Genomic DNA, 20,564 nt, shown 5'->3' on the forward strand with positions numbered 1-20,564 from the left:
GCGACCATAATGCTGCCATTAATATTCTGAATCGTGCTGTAGGAACTACAGTTTAAGCCTGTGGAATTGAACCAATAGGTTCAATAATGAAGCAGGAAGCCACCCTATTCATAGGGTGGTAGTTCACAAAAAAAATAATCCTCTCTTTGGCTGGATTTCCTAAGGAAATTGAGGTATAATGAAGGCTGGAGTGAGAATTGAACTCACCTATACCGATCTGCAGTCGGTTGCATAACCACTCTGCCATCCAGCCGGATACATATGTAAATAGTAATTCACTATTGTGAATGGTATGTAATAGGGTTAAATAATATATAAGAATTGAGATGAAGGCAAATTGGAACTGTTACTGTCTGATCTTAAAATGTGCTAGTGAAAAGTTTCGGTATTCATTCCCACAATTTTGCGCTACTATGAAGGAGTAATTAAAGACCACTTTTCAATGATGGATGAACCACAAATGATGTATGAGCCATAGAAACATTAAAATCATTTTAGGTTTATTGGATGCTCAGGTGAAACTAAAATGAGTTCAGAACTACCCCCACAGGTCCAGAACCAGCTGGCACAGTTGCAACAGGTTCAACAACAGGCCCAGACACTTGCTATGCAAAAAAACCAGATAGAGAGTACGCTAAAGGAAACGGAAAATGCTCTGGAAGAACTTGAACAATTGTCCGGAGATGCAGTTGTCTACAGGACTGTCGGGGATATGCAGATACGTACTACCAAGGATGATGCTATTGTAAAACTCAAAGAGAGAAATGAAACTCTTTCCTTAAGATTGCAGTCTATTTCTCGTCAGGATGAACGCATCTCCAAACGTTTCAACCAGCTTCAGGAACAGGTCAAACAGGCTATGGGTACCCAGGGCGGCTATCAGGCACAGTGAGCCTGACCTGTCTGCCAACTATCATTTGCCGGCATAACTGCGGGTAGTGATAGGTAGAGGTTGAAATGAAAGTAGATGAAGAGGGATTCTACAACAAACTCCTTGACTACCATAATATCTTGTATCTATGTCATCGCAATGCTGATCCCGATGCCGTAAGCAGTGCCTTTGCTCTATCTGAAGCTATTGGAGGCAAAGTAGGGCTGGTTGATGGTTGCAATCGTGTTGCATCTTTGCTGGTTGACAAACTTGAGATTGATGTTGTGGAAGACCCAAACCCCGAAGCCTACGATCTTACAGTTGTAGTGGATACCTCAACAATTGCACAGTTAAATGATATTGAATTATGTCACTATAGCGTGATTGATCACCACACCACAACTGCTCTTACAGAGAATGCAGCATTCTATCTGCACCGCAATAAGACATCTGTTGCAGAAATCGTTTATGATGTACTGAAATGCATGGGCGCCCCTATTATGAACCGCACTGCTGTGGGGCTTATGACAGGGATAGTGACTGACACAGGGCATTTCAAACATGCGACAAGTGATACTTTCCGTACATTTTCTAATATTATTGAAAGCAGTGGTGTTGAATATGCGGAAGTACTGGAGCTGATGGCTTCCACTCCACAGGATGTGTCTATGCGTATTGCCATGCTAAAGACGGCCAATCGTGCGGAGATTGAAAGAGTGGAAAGCTGGCTTGTAGCTATCTCACATGTAAGCTCTTTTGGAGGTTCTGCTTCTTCAATGCTGATAAACATAGGTGCTGATGTTGCATTTGTAGGTACGGTGAAAGAAAATTCTATCCGGGTTAGCGGAAGGGCAAAGCGAGATGCTGTAAACGTCGGAGTAAACCTGGGTCAGATCATGGAAGATGTGAGTGCTGATTACAATGGCACAGGTGGAGGACATGCAGGTGCTGCGGGTATCGATGTAGTTGCCGATATGGAAGAGATACTTTGGGCCTGCAAACAAAAAGTTATTGAAGTTCTCCGGAATAAGAAGAATCCGTCTAGTTTATAAACCTTAATTTCAAATACCATAGATAATGATGTACTTTGTACATGACAAAATGGCTGTTATGTGATAACATGATCGAATACTGGAACCCACAGATTGAAAGAATGCCCCTTGATGAGCTGGAACAGATTCAGGAGGAGCGGTTGCGCCATCTTGTAGACTATGTCTATACTCACTCTCCGTTTTACAAAAAACGTTTTGATGAAGCCGGGGTGAAACCGGAAGATATCAAGACCCTGGAAGACCTGCAAAAGCTTCCGTTTACCTATAAACAGGACCTCAGGGACAATTATCCTAAAGGAATGTTTTGTGTACCTGATACACAGCTTGTACGCTACCATGTTTCTTCAGGTACCACTGGCAAACCGACGGTTGTAGGTTATACCAAAAGTGATATCCATGAGTGGGCCAAATCCCTGGGAAGAGCATTAACCTCAATTGGCGTAGGTCGGGGAGATGTCCTTCAGGTAAGTTACGGATACGGTCTTTTTACAGGTGGGCTCGGGCTGCATTATGGTGCTGAAGAAGTGGGTTCCACCGTCCTGCCTATTAGTGTTGGTAACACCGATAAACAGCTTGAACTGATGCAGGATCTCGGTACCACAACGCTTGCATGTACTCCTTCTTATTTCCTTTACATGGCAGAAGAAGCAAAGGACAAGGGTATTGACTTCCAGGAGGATACCGGCCTGAAAACCGGTATATTCGGAGCCGAACCCTGGACTGAGGAAATGCGCAAGCGTATGGAAGACGCTACAGGCATCAAGGCGTATGATGTGTTTGGCACATCCGAACTCAGTGGCCCTCTTTTTACTGAATGTACTTGCCAGGATGGAATTCATATCTGGGGCGACCAGTTTATTGTGGAAATAATCGATCCAGAAACTGGAGAAACTTTACCAGAAGGAGAAAGGGGAGAACTTGTAATAACCACTCTTACGAAAGAAGCCCTGCCTCTTATCCGATACAGGATAGGAGATTATACGATCCTGAACAAGCAACCATGTGAATGCGGACGTACACATCCCAGAATAATGAGGGTGACTGGCCGTGTGGATGATATGCTGATTATCCGTGGAATCAACGTATTCCCGGGACAGGTAGAATCCGTACTTATGAAGATACCCGAAGTTGGAGAGCATTTCATGATACATGTGGATCGTATCAATGAAATGGATACAATGAAGATACAGATTGAAATGAATGATGAAGCCTTTAGTGACAAGGTCAACGACATCATCTCCCTGGAGAAAAAAGTTGCTTCTGCTCTAAAGAGTGTGCTCAATCTTTCTGTTGGTGTCGAACTGGTAGAACATGGGACAATTCCGCGGTCTATTGGTAAATCCAAAAAGGTAGTCGATAATAGAAAGCTATAAAGAATTTCAGAGTAATTTATAGATTATAACACCACAGGTTGATGATTCCATGGATGAAAAATTTATCAAACAGATATCACTCTTTGCAGAGAATAAGCCAGGCCGCCTTGCAAGTATTGCATCCAGCTTCAAAGAGGCATCCGTTAATATAAGGGCATTTACTATCGCTGAAGCAGGGGATTTCGGAATTATAAGGATGGTAGTAGACAAGCCGGAAAAAGCACATCGTATCCTGCATGATGCAGGCTTTACAGTCTCCGAAACAGATGTCCTGGGTATACAAATGGAAGATGTACCCGGCCAGCTTGCAACAATAGCAGAGGTACTTGGCAAAAAAGGTGTCAACATCGATTATGCTTACGCTTTTGTAACAAAGACAGAAAAGGCTTTCCTCATAATTCGGGTTAATGATTTGAAAACCGCTGTTGAAACGCTTTATGAAGAAGGAATTCCACTGCTGGATATGAGTGATGTGCAAAGCATCTAATCTTTCTTTTTTTGAAAAGTAAAACCACGGCTCCTATATATGACTCCTAATTCCACCTTACAGAGCAAGCTTGGGGGTTCGCATTCCACCATCATAGGTGGCAGACATGGCAAGAAACTGCTCAAAATAATCAGTGCTCATCCAGATGTCAAAAGGATAATCCCTTCAGTAATTACTGTTAAAGGTAAGAGTGCCCCCGGTGGGAAGATAGATGTGAAAATTCTTCGTCCGGATAGTAGGGGCAATTTGAGGGCTCTCCTGACCCATGGTACTTCTTCCCAGGAAGTAAGAATCGTTACACGCGTAGGGGTAGAAGAAGAGGGGGAAAGAATAATGCAGGAATTAAACGCAATGTTTATGGAGTGATCCTGTGTATGTATCTAGGTATTGATCACGGCACAAATGCAATGCGTTTTGCAGCTCTTGATAAACATGGAAATTTCTTCTACTTTGAAGTTCCCCGGGCAGACATGAAGGCAATGGAAGGCAGTGCAATTCTTGAATTGGTGGAAAAGGAATTCAATATCAGGACCGAACAGATTGAAATGGTTGCCCTGACTTATTCTATGGGAGATGGAATTGTCAATATTATGGATATACAGGATGTCCAGGACCGCGGGGTAAGAAGTATTGAGGGAGTCGGCAAAAAGACTGGTGCAGGAACTCTGGTATTTGATACTATCAAGAAGGCAAAAATCCCAGCTGTTGTAATACCGGGGATACATTCACACAGCCATACGGATCCCCGAATGAACCTATTTTCTCATTCTACAAGCCCCGAAAAACTTGGAATTGCCTATGATGCTTTATCCAGAGGTATTAATAATTTCATTGTATCAGATATCAGTTCAAACACCGTTACTCTGGCTGTAGCAAACGGGAAAGTAGTAGGCGCCCTTGATGCCTGTATTTTCGCACCTGGCACCGTACACGGCCCTCTTGATCTTGAAGCAATAAGACAGGTTGATGCCGGGAAATGTGGTGCAAATCAGGCTTTCATGAACAGCGGAGTACTGAAAAATACATCTTATAAAAACACTGCAGACTTGCTTGATGGATTAAAGGATAATGAAGATCAGGCAAAATTTGCAATTGATACTCTTGCTCTTTTTGCATCCATGGAAATACAAGCCATGAAAGTCCTGCTAAAGGATTATTCAACATGTGATTGCCTTTTTCTTGCAGGCTCTATGGCAGAAGTAGATACCCTTGTGGAAAAAATTCGCCACCATCTGAATATAGAACCCTGGATTCTGGGAAAATGGAGTGCAGCCACTGGATGTGCCCGTATGGCCAGGGATATTGCAAAAGGTAAAAAGGAAATTCTGGGTATCGAAGTTAATATCTGAATTTCAACTGGAATACAGGTCTTCCCTGCGGTCATCCAGTACAGGTATTTTACTGGATAGTTCTCTGGCAAGTGAGAGGTCGATGTCTGCCATGATTATGCATTCCTCGCGGCCGGAATCTGCAAGGGTATTTCCCAGGGCATCGATAATCATGGAACTTCCAGGGAACGATTTGGTAGGGTCTTTTCCTGTGCGGTTACACATCACATGAGGAATTTGATTTTCCACTGCCCTGGCAGGGCCCAGGATTCTCCAGTGATTGCCCCGGGGGTCCGGAAATTGGGCAATAGTCACCAGTAAGTCGGCTCCTTCTAGCACAAGTTTGCGTGCAACTTCCGGAAACCTTATTTCATAGCATATTTCCAATCCGATACAGATTTTTTCCAGCTTTATAGGATGAATGGAATCACCCGGGGTGAAATGGCCTTTTTCTTCCCCGAAGGGGTGGATTTTGCGATAAGTTCCCCGAATTATACCGTTCTCAATACAGAATCCGAGATTGGCATAGGGGTTGGTTTCATCATCCAGCTCTTCCACGATTGAACCGATAATTATGCAGTTATTTTTTTGTGAAAAATCCGCAAGTTGTCCTATTGTGGGGTAGGGTGGCTTCTCGGCAAGTTTATCCATCTGTTCATAACAGAAACCTGTAGAAAACACTTCCGGGAATACAATTATTTCAGCGCCCATGGCAAGGGCCCGATTAGCCATAGAGAGGGCTTTTTCGATGTTTGTTTTCTTATTACAATGCTCAACGTCCATCTGGATACAGGCAAATTTTACCATAGAGTATCTCCTCAGTATTTGGGACAGGTACCTTTTGCAAGTATTATAGATATTCCCTTTTTTTCCATTTTTTCCATCAGAAGGGCCTGTAATTCGCTTTCTTCGATTTTTTTTGCAAAATCCACCACTTCAATATCATCGTGAAGTGCTTCAAGGACGGGTGTAAGGTCCGGTACATCCTGTCCTCCCGTCATAGCTGCAACATCATTTTGCAGGATAATAACCAGCAGATCAAAACTGTTGGATTTTGCATTGATCAATCCCTGTATTCCTGTATGTGCCAGACCGAAATCCCCGATGACTGCAATACCTTTTCCTTTGAAACCACAGGCGACCGATATGGCAGAGCCAAGTGCAAAACCTGCATCTACGGCCTGAAGGGGTGCAGAAGTACTTAATATGGAACAACCCATGTCCCCTGCAATTGGTTTATCTATTGTGCCAAGCACTCTGTAGAGAGGCAGATAGGGACATGTATCACATATAGATCGCGGTCCTCTCTCTTTAATAGTCTCCGGTTTGACTATTTTATCCATATGTGTTTTTTTGATATTTTCAAGAGCATGCAGTATATGCTCTTTTTCTATTTTACTATGGGGTATATGTCCTGTGGATTTGCCCTTTATGGTGTCTTCGACTGAAATATGCGATTCTATGTAATCTTCTGTTTCCTCAACCACAAGCACATATTCATGGTGATCAATAAATTCTTTCAATTTTTTAATCGGCAGTGGGTAAACCATGTCCAGTGCCAGATGTGAAATCCGGGAGTTGTTTTCTTCAATGATTTTTTCCACAAGGGAGGTAGGATAACCTGAGGAAATAATACCAGTTTCAGTTGTATTGATATGGCACAGGCAATCCTGTGATTGGGAATAATTTTCCATTAAAGGGTATGTCAGTGAATGGAAACGCTGGTGCTTACCTTTCATGGTGTAGTCCCATACAGACCTGTCAAATTCAGGTGGTAGTACATCCCCTTTTGGTTGCAATAAAGCACTTTCACAAAACGATTCCAGAAGACAGGGAGTTACTCTGACGATTACTGGAACACTTGCCTTTTCCGAAAGTTCGATCGCTTCTGTCAGTGAAACAAACAACTTTTCAGGAGTTGCAGGATCAAAGACAGGTACTTCGGCAAGAGGTCCGAAATAGCGTGAGTCCTGTTCATTTTGGGAGGCTTTGGCGCCGGGGTCATCCCCTGCGATTATCACTAAACCTGCACCTATTGTATGGGTGGCGGATGTAACCAGGGGATCACAGAGTACATTCATGCCTACATGTTTTGTCAGGACAAAAGACCTGCGACCGTCAATCGAGGCCCCCAGGGCAGTTTCAAGAGCCACTTTTTCATTAATCATCCAGAAAGTATTGTCCGCCCAAAAATCATCATTTCTGAAAAGGTCCGCAATCGAAGTAACAGGATAGCCGGCAACCGCACTGACCAGCTTAACTTCCAGCAGGCTGGCAGCCTTTGATATCACATCTTTGCCGCTTATTTGACGTTTATTCATGGAAGTTCAGCATCCATTATTACCGAATCATCAGGTCTGACAAACCAGGGTAAGGAAGCAAGGGCACCTATTACACCTTTACCATCCATCCAGACATCCACACCATGATTTTCAGCATACTCCATTGCAAACTCATAGGTCAGCTCAGCAGACCTGCACAATCTGCTGTATTCCCTAACGCTATGAGCATTAAAGGAATCAAGGACAACCATTCCTGTATCCTTTGATACACTGTACTTTTCCAGTGCGCTGCGAATATTTTCAAGTAGTGCATTCTGTGCCTTTTCATCCACACATCCAAATTCCAGCACTGTTGAGACACAGTTCTGGGTTCTTGCGGATACAGGGAAAAGTTGTACCAGGGAGTGGGAGAGGTACACACTTTCCGCACAATCCAGTTCTCTTGCGATGTTGTGGGTCAGACACCAGGTAGCACCTGTTTCTTTGGTGTCAGTATCATCAATTCCTATCAGTACACGCTTGCGTTTTGGGACAACGATGGTACCTCTTGCCGCCCTTCCACCTCCTGAGGGAGTGGTTTCAGAACGCACAACTCCGGCTGCCTGTGCTCGACAACGCGTGGCTCCGACGCCCCCTCCACCCAGTCCGGCATAGGTAATTGCAACCTCATTATCTTTGACTTCCACCGCTTCAATACCTGCAGCCGCAGATGATGGCTTTAGTTCAAGGGGTACATTACCGGTTTTTACAAGATAGCGAGTCATATTTCCCAGTGTCCTTACCTGCCGGACAATAGGGGAGTGGGAATAATGGTGCCTGGCCCATGCAGCACCGCCATAACAGTTACTGTGTTCAATTATCTCCGCACATTCATCCGTTTCATCACATATGGCATAGATTGCCCTGTAGGGAATCGAGTACGGTTCATCAAGTTCTATCTCTTTCATCCGGCTGGTTAATTGTCAGAAAATGCTTTAAATCTTTTGTCAGGAGATGTATCCTTCATCCTTCAAACTCACAAATTTTCCTTCTCCAATGATCACATGATCCAGTACATCAATTCCGAGTATTTTCCCGCCATCAACAAGTTTACGTGTGACATTTATGTCTTCCCTGCTTGGTGTGGGATCTCCCGAAGGATGATTGTGTGTAAGAATTACAGAAGCAGCCGATTCCAGAAGAGCTGATTTGAATACTTCCCTTGGATGAACAATATTTGCATTGAGGCTGCCTATAGATACCACTTCTTCCCGAAGGACCTGGTTTTTGGTATCAAGGTGAAGAGTTGTAAGTTGTTCCTTTTTCTGGCACCTCAATTGGGGATACAGGAGTTTGTACACATCATCCGGGGAACGGATGCGTGGCAGCGGCTCATCTGAATATTTCTCAAGCCTGCGAGCCAGTTCGAATATTGCAGAGATCTGGGAAGCCTTTGCAATCCCCACTCCATGAATTTCGGTCAGTTTTGTGATATTGGCCTGACTCAAATTTTTGATAGAATAATTTGAAAAAATACGGCTGCACAGGTTGATCACATTTTCCTTTGCCGTTCCGGTTCGCAGGATAATTGCAAGCAATTCCGTATTGGAAAGGCTCGAAGGTCCATATTTTGCAATTCTTTCCCTTGGCCTTTCTTCCTGGGGTATATCCTGTACCCTTAATTTCTGCTCATCCATACATTAAATAAATAATCATCTAATATATAAATAATTCGTAATATTTCTTAATTATCAAATTATGTCAGTCAATCCAATGCCTACTTATACTTATAATTCAATGCCCTAATTATGAAAGCCGTAGCTGTTATTGGTTACAAAAATACCGGCAAGACAACTTTTGTTTGCAGGCTTGTAGAAAAACTTGCTTCGAAGGGCAAAGTTGGTACTGTAAAAATTATGCATGATCATCGTTTTGATTCCCCCGAAAAAGACACGGGAAAGCATTTTGATTCTGGGGCTGAAAACGTGACTGCAGTCTCCGAAGAAGGTGTGGTTTCTATTCAACGTGGGGCTGGACTGGATGAAGCCCTTGAAGTCCTTGCTGACAGGGGAATGGAGTACGCTATCGTGGAAGGCGCTACAAATAGTGACTTACCCAAAATAATGCTGGGAGAGATGGAAGAGGAAGCAGGGAATGTTGTACTCAGGCTTGCTCCGTGTTCGGACTGGGATATGGACGAAGTTGCAGGAATTGTACACCAAACATCCGAATTCGTAACCCTGAACAGTATGATTAACAAAATACGTCATATACCTGAATTTCCTCTGACTGGAAGTATCGGTACTTTTACAGGTGTGGTAAGAGGGGAGACAGATGATATCAGCACAAAAATGCTCGAATTTGAGAAATATGAGAGTGTTGCTGATGAGCGTATAGAAAAGATATGTAATGACCTCAAACAAAGAGAAGGAATTATCGAAGTATTGATCCATCACAAAAGTGGCCGACTAATGCGGGGAGATGATATTGTGTATATTGTTGTAGCATCGGCTCACAGGCAGGAGCTGTTTAAAGCCCTGAGTGATGCGATTGAAAGAGTAAAGTCTGAGGTTCCCATATGGAAAAAAGAAGTCACCATGGAAGGTGATTTCTGGGTCCACGATCACGCGTGAACCCCTGATTTAATTTTTTTCTTTTGTAATTGGAAGGGTACTTTGGCCATGGGGCATAAAATGAATTCTCACGGCCGGATTCTCTGCAATGATTGAATCAATTGTCTGCTGGATGTCTGCTACAGGCTTGAAAAACACATCCTGTACATCTTTTTCAGGCATTTCTGAATACATGAGCAAATCATGTTTCATTGCAAGCTGTGCGATAAATGCCGCTTTATGAGCCCCAAACTCAAAATCTGAGTCGAATTTTTCAATTGTTTCTGCAGGACAACTGCATTGTCGGCTCCAGCGTTCAAATATTTCATGACCAAACCCTTCCCCACAGGGGGCTACAAGCAGGATGGTGCCTCCCTCAATAACTGCCATTTTTGCATTGTCCAGAGGTTTGTAGGCCTGGTAGAGATTCATACCTTTTGAGACATCGGTTGCTGTTATGACAACATCTGCAGGTTTCACTTCCACCTTATACATGTTATCCACACATTCAACTCCTTTTCGATGGGCATCTATAATATCACCGGCTACAGCCTGGACTATTTCTTTTTTGCTGTTGAGGATCACATTGAGTAAAAAGTCCGGGCCGAATATTTGAGCCGCTTCCTCCATATCCTGTCTTACAGGACTGTCGATATTGCCGGTAGTTGCCTCTTCAAGGGTCATCATCTTATGGTTTGTAATAACAGAATTATTGGAACTCACCCCGGGAAGGATTGCTTTTGCCCCTCCACTGTAACCTGCATAATAATGGAATTCAATATTACCGGTACACACTACTATATCGGACTCATAAACGTCTTTGAATATTTCTACCGGGGTTCCCCCGGAAGTTGTTCCTGCCCTTACACAATTCTCTTTATCGTGTTCAACAAACCTGACTTTTCCATACAGAGGGCCCAGTATTTTTTTAATTTCATCTTCGGTTTGCTGGCGATGAAGCCCCAGGGCACAGACCACCGTTACATTTTCTTCCGTGCATCCGCCTGATTTTAATTCTTCAATAAGCAAGGGAAGCATTGTTGAAGAAGGGGATGGACGGGTAATATCACTGACTATGATGGCTACACTGGATTTGGGTGTTACGATTTCTGAAAGCCGTTTGCTGTTTACCGGATTTGCAAGAGCATTTTTTACAAGTTTCTCAGGGGTGGATTCTACTTCCATTTCACAGGGCATCAGGATATTACCCATATTGGAATCCGGGATTTTGACATCAATACTTTCGTTACCATAGGGTACAGTGATTACGGTCATTTTGTCGGTCCTCATTTATTTGCAATGAAGACAAAAGTCGCATATGACGGTAAAACGGAGGGGATGATATTACTCAGAATAGACCGACTTTTGTCAGGTTGAGGGTTTGAATCGATAAGATATAAATTTATCTTCACCTATGAGACATTAAGTACAAGGATGACAGGATGAAATATGGAATTATAATACACGGCCCGGAAATAATAGACAGTGGATGGGCCGGGAAAATAATACAACTTCTTTCAGCAAGAGCGGATGTGTATGCCGTAGCCGCCGGGACTATGTGTAAACTGGCCGTTCTGGATTCTTTTCTTGAAGAGTCAATCGACATCTGGAGCCTGAGCAAACCCAGTGAGGCGATTACTGAACTTGCAAAAGAGTGTGAATGTGTATTCCTGCTAAATCATGGAAAAACCATTGAAAGCGGGACTGTTTTTGGAAATATTGTAGCTGATAGAGTGGATGTTGAAGTCCCCCTTGTACAGGTTGAAAGACCCGGAAATTCGGACGGCAGAATTATTTACAGGGGACAAAATGTACATCCTGATGTATATTGGCTATGTAGGCAATTGGATATGCCACTGGTGTACCCTGAATCTGTAAAGCAGCCATCTATCAGAAAAAACGGTCATAAAACTGTACGTATTGTTTCGGGGGTCCTGCCCGGAGAATCCATTATGGTCAATGGGCTTGTAATCGGTTACGCGAATACTCGGGATGTGGAATTAATATTTGAGGATGGTCTTATTACTTCTATTAATGGTGGGCAATTGAAAAAGCATGGTGTGGAAAAACTTACTTCATACATCGGTAAGATTGATCCTGAAACTGCATGGATAAAAAGTGGAAATTTACGCCGCACTCCAGTTCTGGAAAAAATGAACAGGGAAAGAATTGATGTTCATAAGCGCCAGTCCTGTCGGGCTGTACTGATTAATCATGAAGCAGAAAGGACATTCGAACTGGCAAGAAAGGCAGATCTGGTAATTTCAGTTGGGGATGACACCACGGCTATTGCAGGAAGCATCCTGAAACGTCTGGAAATACCATTGATAGGAATTACTGATGGTGACAGGGATAACGTCCTTGCTGAAAATGCATATTTCGAAGGTTCTACGATAATACAGGTTGAAAGAGGTAATGACGATATAGTGGGAGAAAAAATAAAGCATTCGTTTTTTTCTACATCCCACCCCGAATTTCCCTCAATATCTTATCTGGAAGAACAGATTCTTGGTCTGGCAAAAATTTACGTAAGACATGTGATCTTCTATCCTCTTGAATCTAATTATTAATCCGTATCCCTCTGGACATTTCCAGCTCGTTACATACATTTATTACTGAAGATATTTTATTTTTATTGGGGAGTTTTGGAATTGCCGGTTTGAAATGATGTAAAGCCGGTGTATAAAATGCCCTTTACAGGTGATATAATGGTGAGGGTTGAAAAAGACACACTGGGGAGGGTGGAGGTGCCAGAAGATGTTTATTATGGTCCCCAGACAGCCCGTGCTGTGATAAATTTCAGGGTAAGTGGACAGAGGCTGCCTCCTGCTTTTATCAGGGCACAGGCTGCGATCAAAATGGCGTCTGCAAAAGCCAATATGAAAGCCGGCAAACTTGACCGTACTCTGGGTGAGGCAATCTACAAAGCCTCTCAGGAAGTGCGAAGTGGAAGATTTGATGACCATTTCGTGCTGGATGCTTTCCAGTCAGGTGCTGGTACGTCCCAGAATATGAATGCCAATGAGGTTATAGCCAACAGGGCTCTTGAGACCCTGGGTTATCATAAGGGTCGCTATGATGTGGTCCATCCCAATGATCATGTTAATATGTCCCAGTCCTCCAATGATACAACTCATACGGCAATCCATATCGCTGCCACTGAAACAATAATAAATGAACTTCTGCCTGTTCTGGAAACCCTGCAGGATGAACTTGATGCAAAAGCCAAAGAGTATATTAGGGTGGTAAAACCCGGCAGAACCCACCTGCAGGATGCAGTGCCAGTGACTCTGGGGCAGGAATTCAGCGGCTATTCGAGGATGCTGAAACTGGATAAACGACGACTGGAAAATGTATTGAAGGATTTGAAGGAACTCAATATGGGGGGTACGGCTACAGGCACAGGCCTCAATACTCCTGAAGGGTTTGGTGATTCAGCGATTAATGAAATGAACCATATTACAGGTATTGATTTCAGGTTAGCGGAAAATCCCTTTGAAGCCACACAGGGTGCAGGGGCTATTCTGGGCACCTCTGCGGCCTTAAAGGGTATTGGAGTGGATCTTACCAAACTTGCAAATGACCTCCGATTGTTATCCAGTGGTCCACGCACCGGTTTCGGTGAAATCGTGCTGCCAGCGGTACAGCCAGGCTCCTCGATCATGCCAGGTAAGGTCAATCCTGTGATGGCAGAAATGTTGGACATGGTGTGTTTCCAGGTGGTTGGAAACGATACTGCCGTAATGATGGCGGCACAGGGAGGACAATGTGAATTGAACGTATTTACTCCCGTGCTTGCGCATAATATTCTTAATTCGATAACAATTCTGACAGGAGGAATCGATTCTTTCAATGAACGCTGTCTCAGGGATTTAACCGTCAATGCGGATCACTGTTCAAAAATGGCAGAATCCAGTCTTGCACTGGGAACTTCCCTTGCACCTAAAATCGGATATGAAAAAGCTGCGGAAATCACATATGAAGCCCATCGGACAAACAGTACCATACGTGAAGTGGTAGAAAGAAAGGATTTGGGTCTTTCAAAAGAGGAAATTGATGATTTGTTGGATCCACTTAATATGACGGGGGCAGGAAATGATAGAACATGATATTATAGTTATAGGAGGAGGTTTATCCGGCCTCAGGGCTGCGCTTGAGGCTAAAAAGCATGGTGCTGATGTGGCAGTAATCTCGAAAGTCCCACCCATCCGCAGCCATTCCGTAGCTGCACAGGGAGGGATTAATGCATCCATAGGTTCCGATGACAGCTGGGATAGTCATGCCTATGATACAGTAAAAGGGAGCGATTACCTTGCAGATCAGGATACAGTCGAAATCCTGTGCAAGGAAGCCCCGGAGAGGGTTTATGAAATGGAGAATTGGGGAACACTGTTCTCCCGCACTGAAGATGGGACAATAGCCCAGCGACCTTTCGGAGGTGCCGGCTTTCCCCGGACATGTTATGCCGGGGACAGGACGGGGCACAATTTGCTGCACACACTGTACGAACAGGTGTTAAGGTCCGGGGTCAGGATTTACAATGAGTGGATGGTAACCCGCCTGGCTACGGATAGCAATAGGTGCACTGGCTTCGTGGCACTCAATTTGCTTGATTCTGAGCTGGAAACGTTCAGGGCCAAAGCGGTTATACTTGCAACAGGCGGTTACGGACGTATATACCAGCGTTCCACGAACTCCATAATCAATACAGGTTTTGGAATAAGTCTGGCCTATCGCGCCGGAGTTCCCATTCAGGACATGGAGTTTGTACAATTCCATCCAACTACGCTTTGGGGTACCAATATACTGATAACCGAGGGTGTAAGGGGGGAAGGAGGCTACCTCTACAACAAAGATCATGAAAGATTCATGGATAAATATGCACCCGAATCAATGGAACTGGCTCCCAGAGATATCGTTGCCCGTTCCATCCAGACCGAGATCGATGAAGGACGGGGCTTTCCCGGAGGTTATGTACAGCTTGATATAACCCATCTGGGTAAGGAACTGATCAATGAGCGACTGAGTGGTATTCGTCAGATATGTATTGATTTTGCCGGAGTGGATCCTATCAAGGAACCTATACCCGTACAGCCTGGTCATCATTATTCCATGGGAGGCATCTCTTCCAGCAAAGATGGATTGACACCGCTGGATGGATTATACGCAATTGGGGAATGTGCCTGTATCAGTGTGCACGGGGCAAACCGGCTGGGAGGCAATTCATTGCTTGATACAATTGTATTTGGAAAAAGAGCAGGTGAACATGCGGCCAATGCTGTGAAAAACATTGCTATGCCTTCTGAATATAGCCTCAATGAAAGTCTTGCGGAAGAAAGGTCCAATATTGATTCAATGATGGGTGACAGCGGGGAAAGTTTTGCCGATGTAAAGGATGAATTAAGACAGACTATGCAGAAATATGTGGGTGTTTATCGTAACCGTGAAGGTCTTGAAACCGGGCTTGCAAGTGTGAAGGTCCTGGAAAAACGGGGTGAAGATATCCATGTGAAAAGCAGGGTCAGGGCATTCAATATGGAATTGATGAATGTACTTGAAGTTAAAGGAATGCTGGATATTGCCCGGGTTATTACTGAAGGTGCACTGGTGCGGGAGGAAAGCCGGGGTGCGCATTACAGGACCGATTTCCTGGAAAGGGATGATGAGAAATGGCTCAAGCACACTCTTGCCTATCTGAAGGATGGCGAACCTAAGCTGGAATACAAGGATGTGACGATTACGCAGTTCCAACCAAAAAGGAGGGAATACTGATGGTTTACCTGAAAATAAAGCGCCAGGATGAAAGCAGGGAGTGGTATAATTCTTTCGAGATTGAGGAAACTGCAGGGATGACGGTACTGGAGGCCCTCTTCTATGTGCAGGAACATATGGATGGCAGTCTTTGTTTCAGGTATGCCTGCCGGGGTGCCGTATGCGGGAGTTGTGGTATGCTTATCAACAGGGTTCCCCGGCTTGCCTGCAGGACACAGGTAGGTATTGCTAAAAAAGAAAATACCAGAGAAGGTTCAGATGATATATTTGTAGCAGGCCAGAAATCAGAAGAAGAAAATGAAATAATCTTAATTGAACCCCTGTCCAATCTGAAGGTAATTCGTGATCTTGTCGTGGATATGGATATATTCTATAATCTGGTGGATTCTATCAAACCCTGGATAAGTTCTCCTGAAAAACATCCCGAAGGTGGTAACCTGATGAGTCCAGATCTGCGGGAAAAGATTGAGAAGTATACCAACTGCATCCTGTGTGCCTGTTGTCACGGTGCATGTCCGGTGGCTGCAAAGGATGACACATATCTCAGCCCGGCAACTCTTGCAAAAGCCTGGCGTATGCATCTCGATTCCCGGGAAGATGATGCCAGCAGACAGGAAAGACTGGATTTTGTTAATTCAGAATCGGGTGTTTGGGGTTGTGACCTTGTCTATAAATGTGTGGCAGTCTGTCCAAAAAAAGTTCCACCTACAATGGGTATTAAGGCACTCAGAGAGCAAATTGAAAAGAACAAAGAAAAGTAAAAGTAAAGGGATAATCAATCCCTTTTCCTTGCTATCCAGAACATAAACATCAGGCCAAAGACTGCAACAATTGCTTCAAAACCGGGTTGCTCAACAGGCTCTTTACTTTCGGCTACAGAATTGAACAATTGATTGGATTTGTCCAGGTATTCATTGGCCTTTTCCATGTTGTGAATACCAAGGCTTCCGTCCTCTTCAACAAAATGCATGTAAAAGACTGCATTGTTGTAGTCCTCAAGTTTTGTCTCATAGGAAGCCGTACCATTGAGATTTTCCAGAGCAACACTGGCATTGCTTTGCACAGTTTTAAGTTCTTCAATCCTTTCTGCAATCAAACCCTGTTTTGTTTCAATAACCTTTGCAAACTCTTCATCATGGCAATCATAACATTCACCGGATGATTCCAAACTGAATAACAGTTCGGGTTCATAATCGAAGGTATGCCCGGTCACGGCTGTTTCATGTGTGGTGTCATTGTACTGCCTTGAAGCCATATGACAATCCGAACACCCGATCTCAGGGTGGTTGCCTGTTTTGTAAATTGATTCATTGTACATCTCCCAGTTGGGATGATGAATTTCCGTAGTCATACCATCTGCCGTGGCACCCATACCGTTATGGCAGTTCCCACAAAGAAGAGGCCCTTCTATACGGTATTCAGCGGGATGTGGTTCATGGCAGGCTACACAGGTGACACGCCACTCTTCCACATCTTCAGGCTGTGGAACATCATTGAGATTCAGCCCGTATACGGATTCATCCTCTAGACCGGGAATGGCACCGTCGGTGCTCTTGCATGAGACACATGAGTTATCCCTGTCCAGAATGAAGGGTTCCGCCACATTAGTGGGTTCAGAATGACTTGCCATTGAATCCATGTCAAAGTCTTCAGTGCCATATTCATCCCATTCCTCGATGATCGGATGGTGAGAATCCTTGTGGCAGTTCCCACACATTTCAGCAGAAAGGGTAACTTCCGGGATATGGGCCGACGGAGTGTCCAGATGGGCATCATAACCTTCATCCGGGGGAAGATGGCAGACTTCACAGGTGACTGGTTCAATAGTGGCTTCCACATCTTCTCTTCCCCAGGCTTTTTTTATGGAAGATTCAACATGACACTCAGTACATCTTTCAATATCAACAACCGACCCACCTGCAGCTTTTAAGGATTCTGCATGGGCAGAAGAGTTCCATATATTATATTTTTCAAGATGGCAATCTTTGCAAGTTTCCGGTTGCCATGCTCCGGCTATACCTGCTGATAAGAATAACAAAGTTAGTGCTACAATTACAATTTTGATCAACTAATACCCCCACGTTAATCTTTATTGCAAATATGCCTATAATCGTATTTATTGTAATCGGGTAAAAAAGTAGACTCATTGTTGCGATTTTAGTACTGATGTGGAGCTTATGGGATTCCACTCCTTATTGTAGATTTTCATCATCGGGTATTAGGGGAAGGTTGAATCCGATATACTGTATTTACCGTATTGACTTTTTACCCACACCTTTCCGCCATGTAACTCAACCAGTTTTTTTACAAGAGACAAACCCAATCCTGTGCCTTCATATTCTTTTTTAGTGTTTTCGTCGAGGTGGTCTTTGGGTGGAAAGTGAAGTTGGCTTTTGTTTGTCTTAATACTATTACTTTCAAACTCGTTTATAGTATAGAAAAAAGGATAATCATAAATAAATTAAAATATATTACTTTATTTATGGCACTTAATAACCCCTTGATAACCGATATCTCAAATAAAGTACCGATCACGAAATATTCCCTCATTCTCTCGTTTTTGTGCATCCTGCTCATGATCACACCTGCCGCTGCTTTTTCTGGAGGGGGAAGCGGTACGGAAGCAGATCCATACGAGATTACTGACGTGAATCAATTGCAGGAAATGAATGCTAAATTATCTGCAAATTATACATTGATGAATGACATTGATGCATCAGAAACTTCGACGTGGAATAGTGGTGCAGGATTTGAGCCGATTGGTGATTATACAAATAAATTCACAGGTACTTTTGACGGGAATGGCTCTGTTATATCAAATCTTTATATCAACAGGCCATCTGCCTTTAATGTCGGTTTATTTGGAGTCATTGGTTCTGCTTCAGTCAGCAATGTAAGTCTTGAAGATGTCAATGTGGCAGGTAGTGATTATGTCGGTGGTCTTGTTGGTGCTAATACAGGTACTATAAATCAAAGTTATTCGACAGGCATTGTTACTGGTTCTGGGTATTTAACCGGTGGTCTTGTTGGTGAAAATACAGGTACTATAAATCAAAGTTATTCGACTTGTAATGTAATTGGTGATGGTATGGTAGGTGGCCTTATTGGTCAAAATAATGACGGATTAGTGATTCAAAGTTATTCTACAGGTAATGTGACTGGTGAGATTGAAGTAGGTGGTCTTATTGGTACTATTTCATTTGGATTAGTGGATCAGTGTTATTCTACAGGCAATGTGACTGGTAGTGATTATGTTGGTGGCCTTATTGGTAATGAGGATGGTGATGTGACTCAAAGTTATTGGGATATGAATACATCAGGACAAACATCTTCTGAGAAAGGAATTGGAAGAACCACGGAAAACATGACCTATCCGTACAATTCAGACACAACTTATGTTGACTGGGATTTCACAAATATATGGGACATTCATGGCAGTGTAAATGATGGATATCCAGCTCTTTTGAGCCTGACAAATTTCCCGCCAAATGTATCCATTAATGATCCTGATAGCAATTCCAATGTTTCAGGTACATTCTTTGTGAATGCATCTATAACCGATCCAAACGGCGACTCTTACAAATCCAGTGTGTACTTGAACAATACTACGGGTAATATTGATAGCCATATAGATCTTTCACAGGATAACGACTCTGTTACTTTTGATAGCACATCCTTTATAGACGGAATCTATAATATAATGTGGAGGGCCTATGAAAACGAAACTGACGATGGCTTATTTGGATTCCAGACGATCAACATAACCATTGATAATACAGAACCTGTACTATCTGTCAATGATGATACCACTGATGAGGGTAACTTCAGTCAGGACAATATAACTTGTAATATTTCTTTCAGTGATGCGAACCTGAACATTTCAACGATTGCTATATACAATACCAGTGATCTTGTTGATTCAAACACATCTTCAATAAGTCCGCATACTGTAACCTTTGAGGATCTGGAAGAAGGTACATACCAACTTAATGCTACTGTATCTGATACAGTTGGAAATATTGCCGAAATGACAACAAGAGAGATTGTACTGGACACCACAAGCCCATATATCAACAAAATAGTTGCTCCTTCCGATGTCAACACCAGTGAAACTGTTGAGATTGGTTTCAATGTAACCGATAACATCGGAGTAAACCATTCACTGACAGAGTTTAATATTACAGGTAATGCTTCTGCAGAACTTACAGAGGATGGTACCTGGTACAATTACACTCTGAATGTTCCAGCAGATTCAGTTGATGACATTGTGTTCAATGCTACTTTCTATGATGATGCAGGTAACCTGAATGCAAGTGATGACTTTACCATCAATGTCTCCGATAACATTGTTCCTGTGATTCAGGATACAGTTTATGAGTCAGATGCCAACACCAGTGATTCTTTCATAATCGGGTTCAATGTAACCGATAACATCGGAGTAAACCATTCACTGACAGAGTTTAATGTTACAGGTAATGCTTCTGCAGAACTTACAAAGGATGGTACCTGGTACAATTATACTCTGAATGTTCCATCAGATTCACTTGATGACATTGTCTTCAATGCCACCTTCTATGATGATGCAGGATATGAAAACGCAAGTGGTGATAAGACCATCAATGTCTCCGATAACATTCCTCCTGTCATCCAGGATACAGTTTATGAGGAAGACGTCAACACCAGTGAAACTGTTGAGATTGGGTTCAATGTAACCGATAACATTGGAGTAAACCATTCACTGACAGATTTTAATATTACAGGTAATGCTTCTGCAGAACTTACAAAGGATGGTACCTGGTACAATTACA

Annotated in this window: 18 protein-coding genes, 1 tRNA gene and 1 pseudogene; 12 read left to right on the plus strand and 8 right to left on the minus strand. The window is 43.2% G+C overall.

The annotated features are described in order from the left end of the window. Positions 1-182: 182 nt before the first annotated feature. Positions 183-253: transfer RNA gene (locus tag EFE42_RS02710), tRNA-Cys, on the minus strand. Positions 254-526: 273 nt separating this feature from the next. On the opposite strand from EFE42_RS02710, the gene EFE42_RS02715 reads away from it, so the two are divergent. The 6 genes from EFE42_RS02715 (at position 527) to EFE42_RS02740 (ending at position 5,132) form a co-directional block, all read left to right on the plus strand. Further along, positions 527-892: a prefoldin subunit beta gene (locus EFE42_RS02715; RefSeq protein ID WP_123135811.1), complete on the plus strand. Its 366-nt coding sequence runs from the start codon at positions 527-529 to the stop codon at positions 890-892. A 65-nt stretch (positions 893-957) separates the two neighbouring features. Further along, complete coding sequence (locus EFE42_RS02720) at positions 958-1,923, plus strand: bifunctional oligoribonuclease/PAP phosphatase NrnA (RefSeq protein ID WP_123135812.1); 966 nt, start codon at positions 958-960, stop codon at positions 1,921-1,923. A 68-nt stretch (positions 1,924-1,991) separates the two neighbouring features. Continuing rightward, positions 1,992-3,296: a phenylacetate--CoA ligase family protein gene (locus EFE42_RS02725; RefSeq protein ID WP_123135813.1), complete on the plus strand. Its 1,305-nt coding sequence runs from the start codon at positions 1,992-1,994 to the stop codon at positions 3,294-3,296. A 49-nt stretch (positions 3,297-3,345) separates the two neighbouring features. After that, positions 3,346-3,783 (plus strand): ACT domain-containing protein, encoded by a 438-nt coding sequence (locus EFE42_RS02730; RefSeq protein ID WP_123135814.1) that lies wholly within the window; start codon positions 3,346-3,348, stop codon positions 3,781-3,783. 39 nt (positions 3,784-3,822) lie between these two features. After that, positions 3,823-4,149 carry a DUF2103 domain-containing protein gene (locus tag EFE42_RS02735; RefSeq protein WP_123135815.1) on the plus strand — a complete coding sequence of 109 codons (327 nt, stop codon included), beginning with the start codon at positions 3,823-3,825 and terminating at the stop codon, positions 4,147-4,149. Positions 4,150-4,157: 8 nt separating this feature from the next. After that, positions 4,158-5,132: a methanogenesis marker 12 protein gene (locus EFE42_RS02740; RefSeq protein WP_123135816.1), complete on the plus strand. Its 975-nt coding sequence runs from the start codon at positions 4,158-4,160 to the stop codon at positions 5,130-5,132. 3 nt (positions 5,133-5,135) lie between these two features. On the opposite strand, the gene EFE42_RS02745 is transcribed toward EFE42_RS02740, so the two are convergent. The 4 genes from EFE42_RS02745 to radC are packed head-to-tail and all read right to left on the minus strand — an operon-like array spanning position 5,136 to position 9,069. Continuing rightward, the gene (locus EFE42_RS02745; RefSeq protein ID WP_123135817.1) at positions 5,136-5,918 is read right to left on the minus strand and encodes a nitrilase-related carbon-nitrogen hydrolase; all 783 of its coding nucleotides are present in this window, start codon (positions 5,916-5,918) and stop codon (positions 5,136-5,138) included. A gap of 11 nt (positions 5,919-5,929) precedes the next feature. Beyond that, positions 5,930-7,432 carry a thiamine pyrophosphate-dependent enzyme gene (locus tag EFE42_RS02750; protein ID WP_123135818.1) on the minus strand — a complete coding sequence of 501 codons (1,503 nt, stop codon included), beginning with the start codon at positions 7,430-7,432 and terminating at the stop codon, positions 5,930-5,932. Continuing rightward, a complete protein-coding gene (gene mmp11 / locus EFE42_RS02755) occupies positions 7,429-8,340 on the minus strand; it encodes a methanogenesis marker protein 11 (protein WP_123135819.1) in 912 nt (303 codons plus the stop codon). Before mmp11 ends, EFE42_RS02750 begins: the two co-directional genes overlap by 4 nt. A gap of 39 nt (positions 8,341-8,379) precedes the next feature. Continuing rightward, complete coding sequence (gene radC / locus EFE42_RS02760; RefSeq protein WP_123135820.1) at positions 8,380-9,069, minus strand: DNA repair protein RadC; 690 nt, start codon at positions 9,067-9,069, stop codon at positions 8,380-8,382. A 111-nt stretch (positions 9,070-9,180) separates the two neighbouring features. On the opposite strand from radC, the gene EFE42_RS02765 reads away from it, so the two are divergent. Next, positions 9,181-10,005, plus strand: a complete 825-nt coding sequence (locus EFE42_RS02765; RefSeq protein ID WP_123135821.1) for a molybdopterin synthase — start codon at positions 9,181-9,183, stop codon at positions 10,003-10,005. 9 nt (positions 10,006-10,014) lie between these two features. Here EFE42_RS02765 and larA read toward each other — a convergent pair whose 3' ends face one another. Then, positions 10,015-11,259: a nickel-dependent lactate racemase gene (gene larA / locus EFE42_RS02770; protein WP_123135822.1), complete on the minus strand. Its 1,245-nt coding sequence runs from the start codon at positions 11,257-11,259 to the stop codon at positions 10,015-10,017. A 167-nt stretch (positions 11,260-11,426) separates the two neighbouring features. On the opposite strand from larA, the gene EFE42_RS02775 reads away from it, so the two are divergent. The 4 genes from EFE42_RS02775 (at position 11,427) to EFE42_RS02790 (ending at position 16,517) form a co-directional block, all read left to right on the plus strand. Continuing rightward, positions 11,427-12,554: a DUF2117 family protein gene (locus EFE42_RS02775; RefSeq protein WP_123135823.1), complete on the plus strand. Its 1,128-nt coding sequence runs from the start codon at positions 11,427-11,429 to the stop codon at positions 12,552-12,554. Positions 12,555-12,692: 138 nt separating this feature from the next. Then, the gene (locus EFE42_RS02780) at positions 12,693-14,093 is read left to right on the plus strand and encodes an aspartate ammonia-lyase (RefSeq protein WP_123135828.1); all 1,401 of its coding nucleotides are present in this window, start codon (positions 12,693-12,695) and stop codon (positions 14,091-14,093) included. Beyond that, positions 14,080-15,756 carry an FAD-dependent oxidoreductase gene (locus EFE42_RS02785; RefSeq protein WP_123135824.1) on the plus strand — a complete coding sequence of 559 codons (1,677 nt, stop codon included), beginning with the start codon at positions 14,080-14,082 and terminating at the stop codon, positions 15,754-15,756. Before EFE42_RS02780 ends, EFE42_RS02785 begins: the two co-directional genes overlap by 14 nt. Then, positions 15,756-16,517, plus strand: a complete 762-nt coding sequence (locus tag EFE42_RS02790) for a succinate dehydrogenase/fumarate reductase iron-sulfur subunit (protein ID WP_123135825.1) — start codon at positions 15,756-15,758, stop codon at positions 16,515-16,517. Before EFE42_RS02785 ends, EFE42_RS02790 begins: the two co-directional genes overlap by 1 nt. Positions 16,518-16,531: 14 nt before the next feature. Here the strand turns inward: EFE42_RS02790 and EFE42_RS02795 are convergent, their stop codons facing one another. Further along, positions 16,532-17,824 carry an ammonia-forming cytochrome c nitrite reductase subunit c552 gene (locus tag EFE42_RS02795; RefSeq protein WP_123135826.1) on the minus strand — a complete coding sequence of 431 codons (1,293 nt, stop codon included), beginning with the start codon at positions 17,822-17,824 and terminating at the stop codon, positions 16,532-16,534. A 150-nt stretch (positions 17,825-17,974) separates the two neighbouring features. Then, entirely contained in the window at positions 17,975-18,214 is a 240-nt protein-coding gene (locus EFE42_RS10965; RefSeq protein ID WP_123135827.1) for an ATP-binding protein, read from the minus strand. 24 nt (positions 18,215-18,238) lie between these two features. Between EFE42_RS10965 and EFE42_RS02805 the strand changes: the two are divergent. Continuing rightward, positions 18,239-20,564, plus strand: a pseudogene (locus tag EFE42_RS02805) (hypothetical protein); the annotation flags it as partial.

Origin of the sequence: Methanohalophilus sp. RSK (genome assembly GCF_003722075.1) — an archaeon.
GTDB lineage: Archaea > Halobacteriota > Methanosarcinia > Methanosarcinales > Methanosarcinaceae > Methanohalophilus.

Coding starts and splice junctions, on each gene's coding strand:
- EFE42_RS02715 (WP_123135811.1), top strand. CDS start 527: ATGAGTTCAGAACTACCCCCACAGGTCCAGAACCAGCTGGCACAGTTG.
- EFE42_RS02750 (WP_123135818.1), bottom strand. CDS start 7,432: ATGAATAAACGTCAAATAAGCGGCAAAGATGTGATATCAAAGGCTGCC.
- EFE42_RS02735 (WP_123135815.1), top strand. CDS start 3,823: ATGACTCCTAATTCCACCTTACAGAGCAAGCTTGGGGGTTCGCATTCC.
- EFE42_RS02740 (WP_123135816.1), top strand. CDS start 4,158: ATGTATCTAGGTATTGATCACGGCACAAATGCAATGCGTTTTGCAGCT.
- EFE42_RS02720 (WP_123135812.1), top strand. CDS start 958: ATGAAAGTAGATGAAGAGGGATTCTACAACAAACTCCTTGACTACCAT.
- larA (WP_123135822.1), bottom strand. CDS start 11,259: ATGACCGTAATCACTGTACCCTATGGTAACGAAAGTATTGATGTCAAA.
- EFE42_RS02765 (WP_123135821.1), top strand. CDS start 9,181: ATGAAAGCCGTAGCTGTTATTGGTTACAAAAATACCGGCAAGACAACT.
- EFE42_RS02785 (WP_123135824.1), top strand. CDS start 14,080: ATGATAGAACATGATATTATAGTTATAGGAGGAGGTTTATCCGGCCTC.
- EFE42_RS02775 (WP_123135823.1), top strand. CDS start 11,427: ATGAAATATGGAATTATAATACACGGCCCGGAAATAATAGACAGTGGA.
- EFE42_RS02730 (WP_123135814.1), top strand. CDS start 3,346: ATGGATGAAAAATTTATCAAACAGATATCACTCTTTGCAGAGAATAAG.
- radC (WP_123135820.1), bottom strand. CDS start 9,069: ATGGATGAGCAGAAATTAAGGGTACAGGATATACCCCAGGAAGAAAGG.
- EFE42_RS02725 (WP_123135813.1), top strand. CDS start 1,992: ATGATCGAATACTGGAACCCACAGATTGAAAGAATGCCCCTTGATGAG.
- EFE42_RS02780 (WP_123135828.1), top strand. CDS start 12,693: ATGGTGAGGGTTGAAAAAGACACACTGGGGAGGGTGGAGGTGCCAGAA.
- EFE42_RS02790 (WP_123135825.1), top strand. CDS start 15,756: ATGGTTTACCTGAAAATAAAGCGCCAGGATGAAAGCAGGGAGTGGTAT.
- mmp11 (WP_123135819.1), bottom strand. CDS start 8,340: ATGAAAGAGATAGAACTTGATGAACCGTACTCGATTCCCTACAGGGCA.
- EFE42_RS02745 (WP_123135817.1), bottom strand. CDS start 5,918: ATGGTAAAATTTGCCTGTATCCAGATGGACGTTGAGCATTGTAATAAG.